At 30.7% G+C, this 21569-nt stretch carries 4 protein-coding genes; all 4 read right to left on the reverse strand.

The features are described 5' to 3' along the window. Window positions 1-60: 60 nt before the first annotated feature. Window positions 61-18870, reverse strand: a complete 18810-nt coding sequence (locus AMYT_RS12610) for an immunoglobulin-like domain-containing protein (RefSeq protein ID WP_114842877.1) — start codon at window positions 18868-18870, stop codon at window positions 61-63. Window positions 18871-19114: 244 nt separating this feature from the next. After that, window positions 19115-19924: a sensor histidine kinase gene (locus tag AMYT_RS12615; RefSeq protein ID WP_114842878.1), complete on the reverse strand. Its 810-nt coding sequence runs from the start codon at window positions 19922-19924 to the stop codon at window positions 19115-19117. Between the two features lie 11 nt (window positions 19925-19935). Next, window positions 19936-20592, reverse strand: coding sequence for a WG repeat-containing protein (locus AMYT_RS12620; RefSeq protein WP_114842879.1), 657 nt, complete (start codon window positions 20590-20592; stop codon window positions 19936-19938). A gap of 10 nt (window positions 20593-20602) precedes the next feature. Next, a complete protein-coding gene (locus AMYT_RS12625; protein ID WP_114842880.1) occupies window positions 20603-21568 on the reverse strand; it encodes an ankyrin repeat domain-containing protein in 966 nt (321 codons plus the stop codon). Window position 21569: the final 1 nt, after the last annotated feature.

Consider the following 21569-nt stretch of genomic DNA (forward strand, 5'->3'; position numbering starts at 1 on the left):
CTTTAAAAAAAATATGAAGTAATAAAAAGATGTAAAAGAGAAGTTTAAAACTTCTCTTTTTTAAATATCTGAATCAATAGAAACATCTTCATCAATTAGAACTTTAATATTTGATGTTCCATTTGTAGTTCCTTCATAAACATTGAAGATATTTCCATCACTATCTGTAATTTGACCACCAGATTTCCAGTTATTAGCTCCACCTTCTAGTGTTACTTTATCTCCACTATCATCTCCAAAGATTTTAATAATATTGTCATTATCTGTTAATTCTTCTATACTTTGTTCATCTATTATTAGATGATTTGCTAAATTATTTGTTAAATCAATAATTTCAATATTATCTACTTTAGAAGAAATAGCAGAAAGGTCAATATCTTCTCCATCTAAAATTCTTAAGCTATCAACTCCTTCTGCTCCATCAATACTATCACCTAAATGAAATATAATTTCATCATCTCCACCTTGAGCATTAATAGTAGCAGATGAACCATTTGAATCAAATTTTTCATCTGCATTTGTTCCTATCATATTTGAAGAAGTTTCCACTTCTATTTTTGCTGTTGAAGAGATAGTATTTGTTGAATTATTTTCCTCTTCTGTTGAAGTTACACTTGCACTAATTGTAGTAAGTTGGTTTGAACTTAATTCTTGTGTTGAAACAAATGTATATTCTTTTTCACTTCCTTCATTTGATGGTAAAACAACACTTCCATTTGTAATAGTATACTCATTACCCATACTATCTTTTATAATACTAATTGATGATGGAATATTACTTAAAGTAATATCTGATAATACTTCACTTCCATCTTTATCACCTAAAAAGGCTGCTAAAGTTATAGTGTAGTTATATACAGTTATATTTGTAGTTGAAGTATTAAATGCATTTGGGTCACCAATTATACTTCCATCTGCAAATTTAATATTTTCAAAACTAGAAATTTTATATTTTATACCATCTTTATTATTATCATAATCTGCTTTTGTATAAGAAGAAAGAATTAAACTATCATTTCCCTCTTCTCCTCTTAGGTATCCATATACTTTTCCATCAACTTGAAGTATATCATCCCCACTTCCAAGCCAAACATCTCCACCACTATTTATATTACCTTTAATATGAACTTTATCATTACCATATGAAGTAAGAATATTTTCATTTAAAGTCCCTTCTACTAATACAGTATCATCTCCATTACCTGTATTTATATATCCGCCTGAATTTATATTTCCTTTAATTTGCACTTTATCATTATCATTACCAGTTAAAATATCATTATTTAAATCACCATTTACAGTAACTTTATCTTCTCCATCACCAGTATATATATCTGCATTTGAGTTTACACTTCCATTGATTACCACTTCATCATTTCCACCAGCAGTAGAAATATCTCCATTTAGATTTCCATTTACTTTGATTTTATCATCATTATTTCCTGAATATATCTCAGAATAATAATTTACACTTCCACCAATTTCTAATTGATTATTTCCATCACCTAAATTTACATCTCCTGAAGTATCATATTTTACATAAACAGTATCATCTCCATTAAATGTTCTTAAATTTCCATATGAATTTATACTTCCATTTATATATAAACTATCACTATTTTGCGTTAAGTCTTTATTATAATTTAAGTCATACATACTTGATGATAAAGAAGTTGAAATACCGTTCCAAGAATCAAATCCTAAATCTAAACTTCCTTGACTTCCAACAGTTACAACTTCACTTCCATTTTCTTCTATACTAAAATATAATGATGGAGTACTAGCTTTTGTGTCAATATTATTTACAATATTAATATTTACATTAAATGATGTTGTATCATTGTTGCTATCACTTGCAATTACTTTAAATGTTTCTTTATTTTCAACTATATTTTTATTTACACCTCTATATGTATAATCTCCTGTTTGGAAATTAAACTCTAAAGTTCCTCCTGCACTTGTATTTATAGTTAAAATATTATTTGTTGCATTACTTAAAGAATAAGTTATACCATCAACAATAATACAATCAATAGAAATATCTCCATCTCCACCTGTAATATTATCAGACACATTTCCAGACACACTTGCTTCAACTGTATTATCTAAAGTTGCATTTAAATCTTTTGCATCATCTACAATAATCACATCAGAACTTGAATTAGAAATTTCCTCTAAATAAGTTGTTAATGAATTATTACCAATACCAATTGAATAGATTTTATCAATATTTAAATCTTTCCATAAAGCTACAATATCATCATTTACAGAAGCTAAATTTGAACCATTTCCATATCTTTCATAAATTCCATCATTATTTGTATCTAACATATAATAAGTTGGTTTTCCATCAGAAACAAAATAAGAGATAGTCTCACCATCTAGTGGTGCAGGATTTGCTTTTAAAGCCTCAATTACACTTAATAAAGCCCCATCATAATTTGTTCCACCATTTGCTTGTAAAGTATTAATTAAAGTTATTGCATCTTTTGCATCTATCCAAACTTCATTGTTATAAGATAAAACATTTCCTTCTGCACTAAATGTACTTAATAGAACCTTTACATCACCAATTTTATCATAGCTATTTATCATATTTATAATAGATTCTTTTGCTAATTGTAATTTGTTATCATTACCCATACTACCAGAAACATCTATTGTAATAGCCAGATTTACATTAACTTTATCAAAATCCAATGTAACAGTCTCATCATTTGAATAAGGTATGCTATCACTAGCCGCTGCTTCTTTATAATTAGAACCATCCGTATTATCATTTGTTTCTGTTGCTCTTGCAGTAATTGTTAAGTTAAAGTCACTTGCTTTTTCAAAAGGCATAGTTAATTTTAAAGAATCAGCAATTGAAGTCTCATCTGCAGGAACTTCAACACTATATGAACCATCACTATTTTTTGTAATTGTATATTTATCACTACTTAATGTTGCTTCACTTGGAACTCCATCAATTCTTACACTTAATGTTTCACTTCCATCTACATCTGCTAGGGCTGCATTTATATCCACATCATACTCTAATACTTTAGTTTCAGCTTTTACAAGTTCACCATTAACTACTTCATATACGCCATCTTTAAATACAAGTTTTTCAATACTATATAAATTATCTCCTGTTTCATAAGTATCTAAACCTTGATTATCTGGGTGAGACCAACCTTTATCTTTATCATATCTAGTATCAATAACATTAATTCTTACATTTGCACCTTCAGTTATAAATGTTATTTTATAATCATTAAAGTTTCCTCTATAAATTGCTGTATCATTTCCATCAGTTGTTGAAGGAAGTGCACTTTCATGTCCACCATAAATAGCATCATCTCCCTCAGCACCAAGGAAAACATCATCTCCATCATATCCTACTAATTGATCAGATAAATCTTTTGCATCTAAATAATCATCAGTATGATTAAATGTTGTAGAGAATAACTGATCTTGTAAATCAGTTCCCTCTTTTATATTTTGTGCACTATTTTTTAAACCTTGAACATAGCTATCATAATCAAAGTTTGAATTACTATCTCTAATTACTGGACCACTTACATCAATTTGTGCTGTTGGTTTATCAGCAACGGCAACTACTTCAATAAAAGTTGTTTGAACTTCACTCCAATTTTGTCCATTGCTTACTTTAAATCTAAAGTCTGCATCTTCATCAGTATTTGTAGTTGGTTCAAAAGTTAATTTACCAGCTTCTATATCTTCTTTACTAATTTGCGTATTAACAGAAATCTCTTGTCCATTTAGTTTTAATACTCCATTTAATGGAAGTCCCACAATCATAACTTTTGCAAAACTTGTAGTTGTAGTATCACTATATGTTCCAAAATCATCAACTTTTATAGTATATATTTCATCTTCTTTAGTAGAGATATTATCATCTGTTGTCTCAACTTGTGTTTCATTTGGTTTTGAAGTTGCACTTGCTTTATTACCTGCTAAGTCTTCTGTTGAAGCTGTAACTGTAATATTTTTAATATCAAAAGAGCTTACATCAATATCATCTAACTTATAATTTCCATTTGAATCTATTGTTGTAGTTATCTCTTTTGTATTTACTCCATCAGAAATAACTATTTTTACTTCTTGAGTAAATTCAACATCTGTAACTTTTCCAGCAATATCAATAGTATTAGTTTCAGAATTAAACTCTTTTATAATTGAATTATATTCATAACTAACTGGTTCAACAAAAAATCCATTATCACTTGCATTGCCATTTGTACTATGAGCATCAAAAGCAATATAAGCAAACTCACCAATTTCTGAAATAGTAATAGTTGTATCTCCTGTTGAAGAGAAAATACCTTTTCCAGATGCTATTTCATTACCATTTTTATCAAATGCTATCCATTGACCTTCAAAAGAAGCAGAATTATTAGACACATTTAAATTAAATGTTGCACTTGTTGCCACATCATTTAATGCAATTACTAAAGTTTCATTATCATCAATACCTTTTTCACTCTCATTACTATTAAATTGTACTCCTAAACCATCTTCTGTAGAAACTACTTTTTCATTTGTTCCAAATTTTAAATGACCAATAGACTTTCCATTTCCAGTCATAAAATTATCACCATTATAAGCATATGCTGTATATGTTGCTTCTTTTGTAGAAGTAATCTCATCTTTATCAATAGTAATTAAAGCTTTAGTATCTTTTCCTACACTATCATCTGCACTTGCAGTATTTCCAAACTCATCTTTAGATGAAAGATTTACAGTTAATGTTCCATCTTTTAAAGAGCTTACATCATAGTTTTCAATTGTAAAAGTACCATCATTATTTACAGTTACACTACTTGGGTCTATTATTAAAGTAGTTGTTCCATCAGTTACACTTAAGCTTGTAATAGTTGCACCTGGTTCTATTTCTCCTTTAATTGTTGCTAGTTCAACTGTTCCTTCACTTGCATCAATTACACTATTTGGGTCATTTGAATCAATTATGAAAACTTTCGCCGTTGTAGTTCCATCATCATAATCAGCTGGATTTAGCTCACATCCACCAATATCTAATCTTAAAGGCATAGTATTACTATGTTTATTTCCATCAAATACTACTACTTCAAAATCTCTTGGTGTTCTATCACTACTTGTACTTGTAAATGTTAAAGACTCTAAAGCCTTTTCATAATCTTCAATAGAAGCAACTCCACTTAAAGTTACAACTGCATTTTCAATATTTACACTTATATTTGAAGGTAAATTACTTATATCTATTACATCCCCATCTTTATAATTTGTAAGAGTAACAGTTGCACCTTCTAAAGTTGTATTATCAACATCACTTAACTCTATATTTTTAATAATATTATCACTGCTATTTGCCCATGCAGGACCACTTCCTTGGAAAGATTGTAAATAATAATCTGAGCTATCATCACCATTATTAGGTGAACCATCTTTATATTGAATAGCACTAAATTCTATTTTATCAAATACTACATTTCCAGTGCTTATTTCAAATGTTGGATTATTTCCATCTCCATCTAATATACCTTCTTTTACTAATTTACCATCTTTATATAGTTTATAGTAACCTTGCTCTCCCTCACTATCTATTAATTGAGCAAAAGAGAATTTTGCATAATTTAAGTTACCCTTAAACTCTAAAACAATTGATTCAGATGTATTATTATTTTCATCATAATTTATTTGATTTGGAACACTTAAGTTTGTACCCACATCACTTGAATCATTTACCCCAAGTTTATAATCCGCATCTTTTACTAAGTTTTGCTCTTGTCCATCAAAACCTAAAGCTGTTATTTTTACACTATTTCCTAAACTATCACTATTTGTCCAAGAAGCATTACTATTTGAATCTGCATTCCATTCATATTGTTTAGAAGAAAGATTTATTTTTCCTAAATCTACAAAATACTCTTCTCCCACATTTAACATTTCACAAGTTTTAATAGTAATAACTACATCATCATAATCTTTATCACCTAAAGATAAATCTTCAAAACCAAGAACAATTCCACCATCACTTGATTTTGCAGCAATTACATGGTCTTTTCCATCAGCATTTAATTCATTATCACTATAATAAACTGTTTGTTTTACACCATCAACTAACATTTCACTATTTGCGTTAAATGTAATAGTTGAATTCATTGTGATACCTTTATCTTCTCCATCAGGAATAATAAAGAATCCAACTTCACCTGTAAGATTTGTAAGAGTACCTAACATTTCAGATTGAGAACCAACCATACTTTGATCTTCAACATAGATGATTTTTGCTACTAAATTTCCAGCTTCATCTTTTGTATAAAAACCAATAACATTATGATGCCCTGCTCTTCCGCCATTGTATTCAACACTCATAGCAGATTCAGTAGAACCCATATCTATTTTTAAATTTCCATTATTTTCTGAGAAAATAAGTTCTTTATCTTTATTTGTTAAATCATCAGGGCTAAGAGTATCTACTTTATTATCATTGTTTGTATCTAATAGACCATCTATTGTATTATATGATTTATTATTTGCACTAATTGAATTAATTTTTGGTGCATCATTTGCCCCTTCAACTTTAACTGTTAGTGTAGCTTCATCACTTGGATTTATTCCATCACTAAGTACATATGTGAAAATATCATCTTCTATTTTATTTGTATTCCAACTATCAGTAGTATTTTCATCCACATCATATGTGTATTCACCTGTTTTATTGATAGTTAAGGTTCCGTATTTACCTTGAATTGTTACATTATTTCCATTTGTAGGAATAGAAATAGTATTACCTTCAAATTTAATTGCACTGATAAATAAAGCATTTGAACCACTATCAGCCACATCATCTGTAATTATATTTCCACTTGCACTTTGTCCATCATCTGCTTCATCTTCTGAAGACACAAATTCATTTCCTGTTTCAGTTGCTTTTGCTGTGTTATTAGTTGCATTTGGTGCAATATCATTATCTATAATTGTACCTGTTACACTATCTTGTACTCCATTTTCACCATGAGGTAAAATAGTTCCTAATCCTGCAACATTTGTACTAATTGATTTAATTGATAATGTATAGCTTTCATTTCCTTCAGCTAATAAATCATCAACTACACTATTTATAATTTGTGCACTATTTTCTCCATTTGCACTTCCTGTAATTACCACTTTAATAGTTTTTGAAGAGAAATCATCAGCTTCTGTAGTATCAGAAGTATATTCTAATTCTACAGTTACAGTTTGTCCACTTCTTAAAGTAATAGGATTTCCATCTTGATCAACTAATTGTAAGTTATGAGTTAATAAAGCTCCCTTTGCTTCTGTAACTTGAGAATCTCCTGTTAATTTAACATATGCTTGGAAACTTGAATCAATATCTATTGATAAATTACCTGTTGCATTATCTCCATCTCCATCAGTTACTGTATATGGAATTTCAATTTTATTAATACCCGTATCAGGAACAAATTGCGTTACTTCATATGTTGGATGGTCACTATTTACATTATTTGCTTCAAGTTTTACTAATATTTTTCCTGTTGCTTCATCTTTTCCTAAAATTACTTTTCCATTGTTATATACTGTCCATACTAAATTTGGACCTGTTCCGTCTCCACCATTTATAACAACACCTAAGCCATCACTTGGGTCTTTATCTCCCCATTGGAAAGATAAATTTCCTCCATCAAGTTTTGGTCCTGTTCCATCTGCTGGTCCATCTGCACCAAAAGTAAAATCTAGTTCATTTCCTCCACTATTGATAATTAATACCCCATGGATATTAACTATAGTTGCTAATAATTCATCAGATAAAGAGTTTACATTTTCAACAATAAATGTATCATGTCCATTTGCTACATCAGCAATTTGCTCTAAACTTCCTAAAGGATTTCCATCTAAATCTACATTATTTCCTATTCCTATAGAGTAAACATCATCAAAGTTATTCTCAGCAAACTCTTTCCACTCTGGATAAATACCTGAAATTCCATCATTTCCATTCATATCTCCTTGAGTTGGATTACCATCTGAAATAAAATAGAAAATATCTTGGTCAGCATCAGGTTTTTTATCCGTATCTGTATCATAGTTGTCAATTGTGTCTCTTAATACATCTTCATAATCTGTCATACCAGAAGATGATAAACCATTAATATAGTTTTTTGCACTTTGAATATCAGTAAACCAATGACTTACTGTTGCATCACCATTAAAATCAACAATTTTAATATTAACTTCACCCATCTCCTCATATTTTTCTATTAATTTTATAGCAGCTTCTTTTGCAAGGTTCATTCTTGTATAACCCATACTTTGAGACCTATCTATTGCAAGAACTAAGTTTGTACTTGTATTTGAGTATTGAGCTTGGGCTTCAACATTAACATCTCCTGCAGTTGGTACATCATCAGCTATATCTATAGAAATTTTACCTTTTACTATTTCATTAGATGAAGGGTTTTTTGCTTCAATTTGAAATTGAATATTTGAAATTAAATCTTCACTTGAAAAATCAGGATGGTCTACACTATCTTTTAATTCAAATGTATATGTTCCATCTTCATTTAATGTGATTTCAAAAACCTCTCTATTATCACTAGAAACACCTGTTAATGTTTTCCCATCATCAGAGATTTGGATATTTATTCCTTTACCTTCTGAAGTTAAAGTTGTAGATTGAGAAGAACTAAATTTTACATCAATAGTCACATCATCTGCATTATTCATATTTAAATCGCCATTTACAACTTTTACATCTGGGTCATATGAATCTAAATCTGAAGTTCCCTCTAATGCATCTTCATCAACTAAAACTTTTTCTGCATCAAATTTTAATTTATCATTATCTTTTATTGTTGTTGTTACTTCAGCATTATCTATAACTACTTTTTCATAGTTACCACCTAATGGATTTGAAATAATTACTTTAAAACTTTCATTATTTTCTGCAAAATTGTCATCATAAGCTAACACATTAAAATCAACTGATGTTTCACCTACTGGAATTGTAACTTTTACTGTATTTGTAACTATATCATTTGTTTTAGCACTAATATATGAGTAAGTTACATCAAGTGTTAAAGGTGTACCTTTAGGTGCTTGTTCAACACTTACAGTATATGTAGCATTTTGTCCTTCAATAACCTCAGAAGAGCCCTCAAGTTTTACTTTTACTGGGTCTTCATCATCTTTGATTTCTGTACTTACTTCACTTGTATCTGCTTGCAGTTTTTCAAAGCTTTCACCACCAGTTACACCTTTGATTGAGTTTGTAATTGAATCTGTCTCTTTATATACATCATCTCTATTTACTGCTACAGGAGAAGAAGTTCCTTCTGATGAATTTGCTTCTATTGTAATTGTCTCACCATTTTCTAATGTTACTACTACTGCCTCTTTTGCTACTACTGGTTTACCATCTGCATCTACTAGTTTTGCTGTATATGTGATACTTCCACCATCTTCACTTGTACTTGTTGTTGCTTCTAAGATTACTTTTACTGGGTCTTCATCATCTTTGATTTCTGTACTTACTTCACTTGTATCTGCTTGCAGTTTTTCAAAGCTTTCACCACCAGTTACACCTTTGATTGAGTTTGTAATTGAATCTGTCTCTTTATATACATCATCTCTATTTACTGCTACAGGAGAAGAAGTTCCTTCTGATGAATTTGCTTCTATTGTAATTGTCTCACCATTTTCTAATGTTACTACTACTGCCTCTTTTGCTACTACTGGTTTACCATCTGCATCTACTAGTTTTGCTGTATATGTGATACTTCCACCATCTTCACTTGTACTTGTTGTTGCTTCTAAGATTACTTTTACTGGGTCTTCATCATCTTTGATTTCTGTACTTACTTCACTTGTATCTGCTTGCAGTTTTTCAAAGCTTTCACCACCAGTTACACCTTTGATTGAGTTTGTAATTGAATCTGTCTCTTTATATACATCATCTCTATTTACTGCTACAGGAGAAGAAGTTCCTTCTGATGAATTTGCTTCTATTGTAATTGTCTCACCATTTTCTAATGTTACTACTACTGCCTCTTTTGCTACTACTGGTTTACCATCTGCATCTACTAGTTTTGCTGTATATGTGATACTTCCACCATCTTCACTTGTACTTGTTGTTGCTTCTAAGATTACTTTTACTGGGTCTTCATCATCTTTGATTTCTGTACTTACTTCACTTGTATCTGCTTGCAGTTTTTCAAAGCTTTCACCACCAGTTACACCTTTGATTGAGTTTGTAATTGAATCTGTCTCTTTATATACATCATCTCTATTTACTGCTACAGGAGAAGAAGTTCCTTCTGATGAATTTGCTTCTATTGTAATTGTCTCACCATTTTCTAATGTTACTACTACTGCCTCTTTTGCTACTACTGGTTTACCATCTGCATCTACTAGTTTTGCTGTATATGTGATACTTCCACCATCTTCACTTGTACTTGTTGTTGCTTCTAAGATTACTTTTACTGGGTCTTCATCATCTTTGATTTCTGTACTTACTTCACTTGTATCTGCTTGCAGTTTTTCAAAGCTTTCACCACCAGTTACACCTTTGATTGAGTTTGTAATTGAATCTGTCTCTTTATATACATCATCTCTATTTACTGCTACAGGAGAAGAAGTTCCTTCTGATGAATTTGCTTCTATTGTAATTGTCTCACCATTTTCTAATGTTACTACTACTGCCTCTTTTGCTACTACTGGTTTACCATCTGCATCTACTAGTTTTGCTGTATATGTGATACTTCCACCATCTTCACTTGTACTTGTTGTTGCTTCTAAGATTACTTTTACTGGGTCTTCATCATCTTTGATTTCTGTACTTACTTCACTTGTATCTGCTTGCAGTTTTTCAAAGCTTTCACCACCAGTTACACCTTTGATTGAGTTTGTAATTGAATCTGTCTCTTTATATACATCATCTCTATTTACTGCTACAGGAGAAGAAGTTCCTTCTGATGAATTTGCTTCTATTGTAATTGTCTCACCATTTTCTAATGTTACTACTACTGCCTCTTTTGCTACTACTGGTTTACCATCTGCATCTACTAGTTTTGCTGTATATGTGATACTTCCACCATCTTCACTTGTACTTGTTGTTGCTTCTAAGATTACTTTTACTGGGTCTTCATCATCTTTGATTTCTGTACTTACTTCACTTGTATCTGCTTGCAGTTTTTCAAAGCTTTCACCACCAGTTACACCTTTGATTGAGTTTGTAATTGAATCTGTCTCTTTATATACATCATCTCTATTTACTGCTACAGGAGAAGAAGTTCCTTCTGATGAATTTGCTTCTATTGTAATTGTCTCACCATTTTCTAATGTTACTACTACTGCCTCTTTTGCTACTACTGGTTTACCATCTGCATCTACTAGTTTTGCTGTATATGTGATACTTCCACCATCTTCACTTGTACTTGTTGTTGCTTCTAAGATTACTTTTACTGGGTCTTCATCATCTTTGATTTCTGTACTTACTTCACTTGTATCTGCTTGCAGTTTTTCAAAGCTTTCACCACCAGTTACACCTTTGATTGAGTTTGTAATTGAATCTGTCTCTTTATATACATCATCTCTATTTACTGCTACAGGAGAAGAAGTTCCTTCTGATGAATTTGCTTCTATTGTAATTGTCTCACCATTTTCTAATGTTACTACTACTGCCTCTTTTGCTACTACTGGTTTACCATCTGCATCTACTAGTTTTGCTGTATATGTGATACTTCCACCATCTTCACTTGTACTTGTTGTTGCTTCTAAGATTACTTTTACTGGGTCTTCATCATCTTTGATTTCTGTACTTACTTCACTTGTATCTGCTTGCAGTTTTTCAAAGCTTTCACCACCAGTTACACCTTTGATTGAGTTTGTAATTGAATCTGTCTCTTTATATACATCATCTCTATTTACTGCTACAGGAGAAGAAGTTCCTTCTGATGAATTTGCTTCTATTGTAATTGTCTCACCATTTTCTAATGTTACTACTACTGCCTCTTTTGCTACTACTGGTTTACCATCTGCATCTACTAGTTTTGCTGTATATGTGATACTTCCACCATCTTCACTTGTACTTGTTGTTGCTTCTAAGATTACTTTTACTGGGTCTTCATCATCTTTGATTTCTGTACTTACTTCACTTGTATCTGCTTGCAGTTTTTCAAAGCTTTCACCACCAGTTACACCTTTGATTGAGTTTGTAATTGAATCTGTCTCTTTATATACATCATCTCTATTTACTGCTACAGGAGAAGAAGTTCCTTCTGATGAATTTGCTTCTATTGTAATTGTCTCACCATTTTCTAATGTTACTACTACTGCCTCTTTTGCTACTACTGGTTTACCATCTGCATCTACTAGTTTTGCTGTATATGTGATACTTCCACCATCTTCACTTGTACTTGTTGTTGCTTCTAAGATTACTTTTACTGGGTCTTCATCATCTTTGATTTCTGTACTTACTTCACTTGTATCTGCTTGCAGTTTTTCAAAGCTTTCACCACCAGTTACACCTTTGATTGAGTTTGTAATTGAATCTGTCTCTTTATATACATCATCTCTATTTACTGCTACAGGAGAAGAAGTTCCTTCTGATGAATTTGCTTCTATTGTAATTGTCTCACCATTTTCTAATGTTACTACTACTGCCTCTTTTGCTACTACTGGTTTACCATCTGCATCTACTAGTTTTGCTGTATATGTGATACTTCCACCATCTTCACTTGTACTTGTTGTTGCTTCTAAGATTACTTTTACTGGGTCTTCATCATCTTTGATTTCTGTACTTACTTCACTTGTATCTGCTTGCAGTTTTTCAAAGCTTTCACCACCAGTTACACCTTTGATTGAGTTTGTAATTGAATCTGTCTCTTTATATACATCATCTCTATTTACTGCTACAGGAGAAGAAGTTCCTTCTGATGAATTTGCTTCTATTGTAATTGTCTCACCATTTTCTAATGTTACTACTACTGCCTCTTTTGCTACTACTGGTTTACCATCTGCATCTACTAGTTTTGCTGTATATGTGATACTTCCACCATCTTCACTTGTACTTGTTGTTGCTTCTAAGATTACTTTTACTGGGTCTTCATCATCTTTGATTTCTGTACTTACTTCACTTGTATCTGCTTGCAGTTTTTCAAAGCTTTCACCACCAGTTACACCTTTGATTGAGTTTGTAATTGAATCTGTCTCTTTATATACATCATCTCTATTTACTGCTACAGGAGAAGAAGTTCCTTCTGATGAATTTGCTTCTATTGTAATTGTCTCACCATTTTCTAATGTTACTACTACTGCCTCTTTTGCTACTACTGGTTTACCATCTGCATCTACTAGTTTTGCTGTATATGTGATACTTCCACCATCTTCACTTGTACTTGTTGTTGCTTCTAAGATTACTTTTACTGGGTCTTCATCATCTTTGATTTCTGTACTTACTTCACTTGTATCTGCTTGCAGTTTTTCAAAGCTTTCACCACCAGTTACACCTTTGATTGAGTTTGTAATTGAATCTGTCTCTTTATATACATCATCTCTATTTACTGCTACAGGAGAAGAAGTTCCTTCTGATGAATTTGCTTCTATTGTAATTGTCTCACCATTTTCTAATGTTACTACTACTGCCTCTTTTGCTACTACTGGTTTACCATCTGCATCTACTAGTTTTGCTGTATATGTGATACTTCCACCATCTTCACTTGTACTTGTTGTTGCTTCTAAGATTACTTTTACTGGGTCTTCATCATCTTTGATTTCTGTACTTACTTCACTTGTATCTGCTTGCAGTTTTTCAAAGCTTTCACCACCAGTTACACCTTTGATTGAGTTTGTAATTGAATCTGTCTCTTTATATACATCATCTCTATTTACTGCTACAGGAGAAGAAGTTCCTTCTGATGAATTTGCTTCTATTGTAATTGTCTCACCATTTTCTAATGTTACTACTACTGCCTCTTTTGCTACTACTGGTTTACCATCTGCATCTACTAGTTTTGCTGTATATGTGATACTTCCACCATCTTCACTTGTACTTGTTGTTGCTTCTAAGATTACTTTTACTGGGTCTTCATCATCTTTGATTTCTGTACTTACTTCACTTGTATCTGCTTGCAGTTTTTCAAAGCTTTCACCACCAGTTACACCTTTGATTGAGTTTGTAATTGAATCTGTCTCTTTATATACATCATCTCTATTTACTGCTACAGGAGAAGAAGTTCCTTCTGATGAATTTGCTTCTATTGTAATTGTCTCACCATTTTCTAATGTTACTACTACTGCCTCTTTTGCTACTACTGGTTTACCATCTGCATCTACTAGTTTTGCTGTATATGTGATACTTCCACCATCTTCACTTGTACTTGTTGTTGCTTCTAAGATTACTTTTACTGGGTCTTCATCATCTTTGATTTCTGTACTTACTTCACTTGTATCTGCTTGCAGTTTTTCAAAGCTTTCACCACCAGTTACACCTTTGATTGAGTTTGTAATTGAATCTGTCTCTTTATATACATCATCTCTATTTACTGCTACAGGAGAAGAAGTTCCTTCTGATGAATTTGCTTCTATTGTAATTGTCTCACCATTTTCTAATGTTACTACTACTGCCTCTTTTGCTACTACTGGTTTACCATCTGCATCTACTAGTTTTGCTGTATATGTGATACTTCCACCATCTTCACTTGTACTTGTTGTTGCTTCTAAGATTACTTTTACTGGGTCTTCATCATCTTTGATTTCTGTACTTACTTCACTTGTATCTGCTTGCAGTTTTTCAAAGCTTTCACCACCAGTTACACCTTTGATTGAGTTTGTAATTGAATCTGTCTCTTTATATACATCATCTCTATTTACTGCTACAGGAGAAGAAGTTCCTTCTGATGAATTTGCTTCTATTGTAATTGTCTCACCATTTTCTAATGTTACTACTACTGCCTCTTTTGCTACTACTGGTTTACCATCTGCATCTACTAGTTTTGCTGTATATGTGATACTTCCACCATCTTCACTTGTACTTGTTGTTGCTTCTAAGATTACTTTTACTGGGTCTTCATCATCTTTGATTTCTGTACTTACTTCACTTGTATCTGCTTGCAGTTTTTCAAAGCTTTCACCACCAGTTACACCTTTGATTGAGTTTGTAATTGAATCTGTCTCTTTATATACATCATCTCTATTTACTGCTACAGGAGAAGAAGTTCCTTCTGATGAATTTGCTTCTATTGTAATTGTCTCACCATTTTCTAATGTTACTACTACTGCCTCTTTTGCTACTACTGGTTTACCATCTGCATCTACTAGTTTTGCTGTATATGTGATACTTCCACCATCTTCACTTGTACTTGTTGTTGCTTCTAAGATTACTTTTACTGGGTCTTCATCATCTTTGATTTCTGTACTTACTTCACTTGTATCTGCTTGCAGTTTTTCAAAGCTTTCACCACCAGTTACACCTTTGATTGAGTTTGTAATTGAATCTGTCTCTTTATATACATCATCTCTATTTACTGCTACAGGAGAAGAAGTTCCTTCTGATGAATTTGCTTCTATTGTAATTGTCTCACCATTTTCTAATGTTACTACTACTGCCTCTTTTGCTACTACTGGTTTACCATCTGCATCTACTAGTTTTGCTGTATATGTGATACTTCCACCATCTTCACTTGTACTTGTTGTTGCTTCTAAGATTACTTTTACTGGGTCTTCATCATCTTTGATTTCTGTACTTACTTCACTTGTATCTGCTTGCAGTTTTTCAAAGCTTTCACCACCAGTTACACCTTTGATTGAGTTTGTAATTGAATCTGTCTCTTTATATACATCATCTCTATTTACTGCTACAGGAGAAGAAGTTCCTTCTGATGAATTTGCTTCTATTGTAATTGTCTCACCATTTTCTAATGTTACTACTACTGCCTCTTTTGCTACTACTGGTTTACCATCTGCATCTACTAGTTTTGCTGTATATGTGATACTTCCACCATCTTCACTTGTACTTGTTGTTGCTTCTAAGATTACTTTTACTGGGTCTTCATCATCTTTGATTTCTGTACTTACTTCACTTGTATCTGCTTGCAGTTTTTCAAAGCTTTCACCACCAGTTACACCTTTGATTGAGTTTGTAATTGAATCTGTCTCTTTATATACATCATCTCTATTTACTGCTACAGGAGAAGAAGTTCCTTCTGATGAATTTGCTTCTATTGTAATTGTCTCACCATTTTCTAATGTTACTACTACTGCCTCTTTTGCTACTACTGGTTTACCATCTGCATCTACTAGTTTTGCTGTATATGTGATACTTCCACCATCTTCACTTGTACTTGTTGTTGCTTCTAAGATTACTTTTACTGGGTCTTCATCATCTTTGATTTCTGTACTTACTTCACTTGTATCTGCTTGCAGTTTTTCAAAGCTTTCACCACCAGTTACACCTTTGATTGAGTTTGTAATTGAATCTGTCTCTTTATATACATCATCTCTATTTACTGCTACAGGAGAAGAAGTTCCTTCTGATGAATTTGCTTCTATTGTAATTGTCTCACCATTTTCTAATGTTACTACTACTGCCTCTTTTGCTACTACTGGTTTACCATCTGCATCTACTAGTTTTGCTGTATATGTGATACTTCCACCATCTTCACTTGTACTTGTTGTTGCTTCTAAGATTACTTTTACTGGGTCTTCATCATCTTTGATTTCTGTACTTACTTCACTTGTATCTGCTTGCAGTTTTTCAAAGCTTTCACCACCAGTTACACCTTTGATTGAGTTTGTAATTGAATCTGTCTCTTTATATACATCATCTCTATTTACTGCTACAGGAGAAGAAGTTCCTTCTGATGAATTTGCTTCTATTGTAATTGTCTCACCATTTTCTAATGTTACTACTACTGCCTCTTTTGCTACTACTGGTTTACCATCTGCATCTACTAGTTTTGCTGTATATGTGATACTTCCACCATCTTCACTTGTACTTGTTGTTGCTTCTAAGATTACTTTTACTGGGTCTTCATCATCTTTGATTTCTGTACTTACTTCACTTGTATCTGCTTGCAGTTTTTCAAAGCTTTCACCACCAGTTACACCTTTGATTGAGTTTGTAATTGAATCTGTCTCTTTATATACATCATCTCTATTTACTGCTACAGGAGAAGAAGTTCCTTCTGATGAATTTGCTTCTATTGTAATTGTCTCACCATTTTCTAATGTTACTACTACTGCCTCTTTTGCTACTACTGGTTTACCATCTGCATCTACTAGTTTTGCTGTATATGTGATACTTCCACCATCTTCACTTGTACTTGTTGTTGCTTCTAAGATTACTTTTACTGGGTCTTCATCATCTTTGATTTCTGTACTTACTTCACTTGTATCTGCTTGCAGTTTTTCAAAGCTTTCACCACCAGTTACACCTTTGATTGAGTTTGTAATTGAATCTGTCTCTTTATATACATCATCTCTATTTACTGCTACAGGAGAAGAAGTTCCTTCTGATGAATTTGCTTCTATTGTAATTGTCTCACCATTTTCTAATGTTACTACTACTGCCTCTTTTGCTACTACTGGTTTACCATCTGCATCTACTAGTTTTGCTGTATATGTGATACTTCCACCATCTTCACTTGTACTTGTTGTTGCTTCTAAGATTACTTTTACAGTATCTATAGTATCTACTACTTTTGTAGAAGTTGTAGCTGTTTTATCTATATTCTCAAATCCACCACCAGTTGTTTCACTAATAGTTGCTATTATTGTTGTATCTACTTCTTTATATACATCACTATCAGGTGTCACTGTATAATCAGCACTTCCAGTTTTTTCTCCATCTTTAATTGTAATTACAACTCCATTATCAAGTGTAATTTTCATTTCACCTTTTGATGGATAATCTAAAGTTGCTGAGTAAGTAATCGTTGTATCATCTTCTGTGATTTGTGCAGTTGCATCTAGTAATACTTTTACAGTATCTATTGAATCCACAATTGTAGTACTAGCACTTGTATCACTATTTACAATATCAAATCCTCCACCAATTGTGTCTACAACTGAAACATCAATTACTTGGTCAGGTTCAGCATATACATCACTATCAGGTATTACTTCATAAGATACACTTCCAACTCTTTCACCAGCAGGAATTGTAATTGTTAAATCATTACTTAAAACTATTGTCATATCAGTTAATGCTGGAGTTGATAAAGTTGCAGTATAAATAATAACATTATCATCTTCTGTGATTTGTGCAGTTGCACTTAATGTTATATTTACAATCGTATCTAAAGAATTATTATCTTGAACAGAAGGAGTTGTAGTATCAATTTCTGTATTTAATCTTGTTCTACCAGATAATGCATCAACAGAATCTGTTTCTACAAAAGATATTGGTCTAAAAGTAGAAGTATCACCTTCTGCTCCACCTGCAGCTGCTGCTTCTAAAGCTGAAGTTAAAGACCCAAAGTCATCAATAACAATACCATTTTTATCCAAAGAAGTAATAGATGAAGTTGCTAATAGTTCTTTTAATGAGTTAATTACATCATCACCTTTGAAATTAGTATTCATAACGGTTGATTGTAGGTCATATATCCCCTCAGGATCATCAATCATACTTAATACTGTCTTTTCTCCATTTTGATTTAAGATTAAATCAACCATATTTTTAAATACGATTTTTACTGGAGGGTCAATATTAATCACTAACTGAATAGATTTATCTCCATCCAATAAATTGAACTTATATCCTGAAGCAGAATAGTTATCAAAGTAAAATTGTTGTCCCGCTTTAGGTTCAATTACCATATTTTCTTTAACATTTATTACCTCATAAGTTCCATTTGGTTCTTTAATGATTAAATTCAACATAACAGACTCCTGTATTATTACGATTATTTTTCGGTATAATACAAAAAAAAAGTTTCTTTGAAGTTTCTGTAATTAGTTATTTTTTTATTTTTAAATATTATATTTTTTTATTTTTTCTAAAGTCTAGGATAGTTAATTTAAACTAGAGTGCCTTCAAATCGTCACTTTTGTGTCTTTTTTTTAAAAAAATAAAAGAGATATAAAAAGAAGAATTTAAAAAAGTTTCTATATAGTTTCTAAATTTTTACAAATCAGTATTTAAAGGAGTTACTATAGTAAAAATAGCGCCATTTTCACCATTTACTACTTCAATATAACCATTCATATGTTTTTCAATAATTAGTTTTGACATAAATAAACCTATCCCAAAACCATCTTTTTTTTCTTTTGTATAAAAAGGTTCAAAAATAGCATAAGGATTTGAATCTTTTATTCCACCTGCATTATCTTCAATAATTAATATTGCATTATTACTTTCTTTATTTAGAGTTATTTTTATAAGTGGATCTTTTATGTTTCTTAAAAATAATATTTCTTTAGCATTATTTATTAAATTTATTAGAACTTGTGAATACTCATTTTTATATCCATAAATTTCTGGATTTTTTTTCACTATTATTTCTAGCTTTATATTATGTTTTTTTAAAGTACTACTTAAAATATTAATAGCAAAGTTTAATTGAGTTGATAAATTAAATGTCACTTTTTGTTTATCAGTAGAAAAAAAGTTTTTAAAGTCATTTATAGTTGTAGACATATATTTTGTAATTTCACTTAATTTTTCTATTGAATCTAAAATCTCTTTGTTTTCTACATTTTGACCCATTTTAAGTTTTGCATCTATAGGCATAAATAAAGAATTGATTTCCATTAAAGGTTGTCTCCATTGATGGGTAATAGACCCTAATAGTTCTCCCATAGAAGCCATCTTGCTTTGTTGAAAAAGTATCTCTTCACTTTGTTTATTTTTTTTAACAACTTGCTTAATTTTCTCTTCTAATTCTTTATTCTGTTCTTCTAAGTTTAAAAAATCATCTAAATTTGTCTGTCTCATATTTACTTCTTTTAAAGTTCTGATTTATTTTTGAAAATAGTATGATTATTTTTTATTAGAGTAAAAACATCATCAATAAACTCTGAAATATAGTCATATTCACTAGTTATTACCTCTTTACAAGTTTTATTTATAATTCCCCATTTATTATCTTTTTTTACTCTTGCATAATCTTCATCAAAACTAAAAACTTCATCATAAATAAAATCACTTAATAAGTTCATATTTTTATCAATACATGCGAATTTATTATTTGCTGATGACTTAACAAAACTAATATCAAAAATAAAATCTCTTGCTTCTAAGAAAATTGGTTTTTGAATAAGTTGCAAATTTTTATTTATAAAACCAAATTTATCTTTTTCTTTTACCACAGCAACACCATTATAAAACTCTTTTATTTCATTAAATATATCTGGTAATAAAATTTTTCCATTAATATCAACTATTCCATATCTATTTTCTTTTTCAAAAATAAAATACTCTTTATTTTCTAAACTATCTATTTGAGATATATAATTATAAGAAGGCTTTAAAACTACAATATTTTTATCTTTAATTCCATATTTACCAGTTTTATTATCTTGAAAAATAGTATAATTACTACTATAAAAACATCCAGAAAAAATAAAAATATAAAAAATAAAAACAAATATCTTTTTTGACATTTTATACCTCCTAATTAGAAATACTCTCTACTTTAAACTCTAATTTATCAAAAGAAGTTTTTTCTAAAACAACTCCATCTGAAAAGAAGTTTTTTTCAATCCAAATTATATTTTCTCGTATAGTTTTATTATTTAGTTTCTTCATATACTCAAAAACTTTATCTGCATCATTTTGTAGAATTAAAAGCTCTTTTTTACTACTAGAATAATCAATATAAATATTTAAAATCTTTTCTTTATATTTTAAAACTTCTTCTATATATTTTGGAAAAAATTCATTTAAAATTCTTTTATACTCTTCACTTAAATTTCCATTTTGAAAAATATTTTTACTTTTAAAAGTAAAAGTTTGAGTATTTTTATTATAGTTTGCATTCCAAGTTTTTAAATTAGGGAAAAGCTTACTTAAACTAATAGATAACTGATTAAAGTTTTTTTCTTCTTCAAATGTATCTATTATTTGTTCTTCTACTTCATCAAATAGTTCTTCCTTTTCTTTACAAGATTCTTGTAAGTTTTCACCTTTTAATAAAGAAAGAATAATTTCATCATTTTTTAGTAAAGCATAATCTAATGCTGATTTATTAAAACTATCTACAAATTTAGCATCTGCCTTACTACAAATTAATAATTTTGAAATATCACTATACCCACTTCTTGTACTATCAAGTAAAGGGGTATCTTTATAAATATCTATTGTATTTACATCTGCACCATTATTGATTAACTCTTTTGCAATATCAAAATAGTTAAATCTTACTGCTAAATGTAAAGGAGTATATCCATATAAATCTTTTTTATTTATATTTTTAGAAATTAGCTCTTTTACTAACTCTATATTATTAGCTCTTACAGCTTCATGTAAAGCATAGTTTTCTTCTAAAATTAATTCTTTTTTATTTGATATGGTTTGATTTGAAAAAGAACATCCAGAAAAAACTAGTAAAGTTATAAAAAAAAATAAAGTACGAATCATT

It is taken from the genome of Malaciobacter mytili LMG 24559 (assembly GCF_003346775.1).
In the GTDB taxonomy this organism is placed as follows: Bacteria; Campylobacterota; Campylobacteria; order Campylobacterales; family Arcobacteraceae; genus Malaciobacter; species Malaciobacter mytili.